The sequence below is a fragment of the Cohnella lubricantis genome (assembly GCF_014212015.1).
In the GTDB taxonomy this organism is placed as follows: domain Bacteria; phylum Bacillota; class Bacilli; order Paenibacillales; family Paenibacillaceae; genus Cohnella; species Cohnella lubricantis.
Genome location: NZ_JACJVN010000101.1, coordinates 1 through 2,999 on the forward strand (window position 1 = coordinate 1; position 2,999 = coordinate 2,999).

Here is a 2,999-nt window from a genome sequence, read left to right on the forward strand (position 1 = left end):
GTGTTACTGCTAACGCATAATGTCCGGGGATTGATGGTGTGAATTGTCCTGCTATTGACGGTTTACCTGACCGAATTGGGATATGAGAGAGGGAGAATTATGACAATTCTCCCTGAATGACGCGTTTAACCATATGATCGTCAATGATTCGGTGTTTGTTCTGTGCTCCGTAGAGCAAAGAATGAGTACATACTTTGTTGATTAGCCTAGCTGCTCCGCCAGAGTAACGATAGATGTCGTCAATAGCTCCTTCAGTGAAGATGTCTCGTTCTGCACCGGCATAAGTCATGTGTCTCTCGATGTAGGATCCTGTTTGGGCTCGGTCATAATGCGGAAGTTTGCATTGCAGATCGATGCGTTGACGAATCGCAGCGTAGGCTTGTAGGTTAATGCGATCCCACAATTCACTTTGCCCGACGAGGATAAGGGCCATTGGGCTTTGGGCATCCATCTTAAAATTAAGTAGAAAGCGAACTTCCTCCAGCATCTCTCGGTCCAAAAGATGACTTTCATCTACGACCACGACGGGTTGCAGTCCATGAATCCCCCGCATGAGCTCGATCTCCCGATGCAGTTGACGCTTCGCATCCCCACGGTAAAACTTCGACTCACAACCGAGTTGTTCCAGCAGCCCCTTGTAGAAGTGCCGAGGTGTCAGTTTTGAATCCGACAGATAGAGTACCTTGAACTTCGCAGGATCCAATTCTTCGGCAAACCGCCGAATCGTTGTTGTCTTTCCGGTTCCGCAGTCACCGGTTACGACCGCAAACCATTGCCGCTCTGCCGCATATTCTAATCGTCCCAGCGTCTCCTCCAAAATTTCCGACTCATACAACTCACTAGGCGGAATGTCCCTGGAGAACGGTGAATGGCTAAGCTCATAGAATGCCTCAAACATTGCCATTCACCTTGCCTTTCTTACGGAAGCTGATGGCTGGCACTTGCTCGGTGCGGCGCCCACGACTCTGTTCTTCAGCAGCGCTTAGCAACCTCGATGAATCTGCCGGCAGCGGCTGAATATGATCCGGCAGTGGTGGTCGTTTTCCGGCACGTCCACCGATTACGAGTTCTTTAACCTTCCACGGTGCGTGTCCTTCGTACTCGATCGTCAACTCGCTAATGTCCGCCGGGTCATACACGACATCCACGGTACATCCAATGAACGGAAGACCCACTTCATATTTGCGATCCAAGAAGCTGATGCAACCGGATTTGTCGACCTTGCGGGTTTCACAATGAAGGAATGCATTGGCGAGTATCTCCGATTCCACAAACCGAAGCGCCTTCTTGTCACTTCGAAAGGCGATTTCGGGGCTTCGTTTGTTTTCAAGTGCTGAATGCGCCTTGTTCTGGTAGCATTCCGAGAGCCACACTTCGAACAACTCATTCAAGCGGTCGAGCGTCTTTGGCTTTTCAAGTGCTGCTTCGCTAAGAAAAGAATCCACCACCCGGTTGAACCGTTCAACTTTCCCGGTAGATTCGGGCGAGTATGGCTTAGCAAAAAGAAGCCGAATGCCAAGCTTAGAGCACGTCCGCGTCATCCACTTGGTGCGGTACTGCTTCCCGTTGTCGAAGTACACGGCTTCCGGAACACCATACTTTTGAATGGCCTTTCGGAAACAGTCCTCGACGATCGTCTTATCCATGACCGGGTAAAATTCACCGTGCAGCACAAACCTCGTCGCATCGTCGATGAAGGTAACGAGAAACACTTGTTTCATCGCTCCGCCCGGTCCAATGGGCAAATACGGACCGTACTTCAAGTCCGAGTGCCATAGACGATTGCGGTGTGGCTGTTGGAACCGCCGAGCCGCTACACCAGAGTTTGCATACATTCGCATATGTCTTGTGCTGTAACCACGTTCCGTCAGCTTCTCTTGAAGCGTGCTCCGTTTGAGTTGGCCCGGTTGGACGCGACCCTCCCATTCCAAGATCTGAATGATCTGGGCGACACTGCGGCTCGGAACCTCTCGCCGCAGCAAGATCGCTTGCTCCAAGACCTCCGGTGGAATGGCGGGGGCTGCGGGTTGTTTCCCTTTGCTCTTCGGCTTTAATCCGCCAAATCCATCTTGCCGGTAGGCTGCCAGATACCGTCGCAGCGTTCTCTCCGATATTCCGATTTGCTCGCATATTCTTTGCTTGATTTCCCTCGCCTTTGCCGGATCAAGCCCTTCCGTAAGCAATGGGGCAAGGAGCTGCACACGGTCTGCAGCGATCTGTTCCGCTTTCTTCTGATCTTTCATCCGTTTGCACCTTCTTCCGATAGATTCGTTTACGAGTCTATCTCAGAGGGCTTCGGACAAGAATGCAGAACGGGTATGTACCCACAATTTTGAATTCACAACAGGTCGGACAACTCTTGCCAGCCATCCATCGGCATCTCCAACATAACGTCCGAATTTATGGTGTGCAGCTTGTGAAGGTGCGGACGGTTCCTTCACAGCATCTAGATGAAAGCGAATGGCGATGGATTCTAGGCACCCTAACCAGTAGGTAGCCATTGAGCAAAACCAACCCCGCCAACGGTAAAGTGTGGAGTTGTCTGCGGCAACATCTACTTCCGTGGGTTCAGACGCGATGACATTCTCAACACATTCTGATTCGTAACGCTTGTAAGGCACAATGCAATCCGGTAACTCATGATGAATCTTCCGGCAAGCTGTACAACGAAGTCTTCGAATGACCAAGACGCTCTTTTCCCCTGAAGCATGTACAAGCTTCCGTTTTCGGCTCCCGATCACCGCTAAACTCGCAATGCAACAAGGACTAGGAACAATTTCTGCACACCTAACAAAAAACGCCGGGGATCTTCTCATCCAGCTCATAATTTGATACAATGATCATACGTTTTGTGAGGGGATGTCTCCAGTGGGCTTGCGCTAACAGGCTCACGCTATATGGAGGCATCCTTTTCCTTTTCTGTGATACGGACATTATATTCGTCAATCCCCGGACAGGCAACACCGTCAGCTTTCGGGCATTATGCTTCAGCGTAAACA

The 2,999-nt window shown here is 50.7% G+C and carries 3 protein-coding genes; all 3 read right to left on the reverse strand.

The window, feature by feature from the left end; all coding sequences use genetic code 11:
- Positions 1 to 97: 97 nt before the first annotated feature.
- The 3 genes from H4Q31_RS20760 to H4Q31_RS21405 are packed head-to-tail and all read right to left on the reverse strand — an operon-like array spanning position 98 to position 2,825.
- Entirely contained in the window at positions 98 to 898 is an 801-nt protein-coding gene (locus H4Q31_RS20760; protein WP_185180979.1) for an ExeA family protein, read from the reverse strand.
- Entirely contained in the window at positions 891 to 2,243 is a 1,353-nt protein-coding gene (locus H4Q31_RS20765; protein WP_185180978.1) for a DDE-type integrase/transposase/recombinase, read from the reverse strand. The genes H4Q31_RS20760 and H4Q31_RS20765 overlap by 8 nt, the downstream gene beginning before the upstream one ends.
- A 42-nt stretch (positions 2,244 to 2,285) precedes the next feature.
- Complete coding sequence (locus H4Q31_RS21405) at positions 2,286 to 2,825, reverse strand: DUF6431 domain-containing protein (RefSeq protein ID WP_311771779.1); 540 nt, start codon at positions 2,823 to 2,825, stop codon at positions 2,286 to 2,288.
- Positions 2,826 to 2,999: the final 174 nt, after the last annotated feature.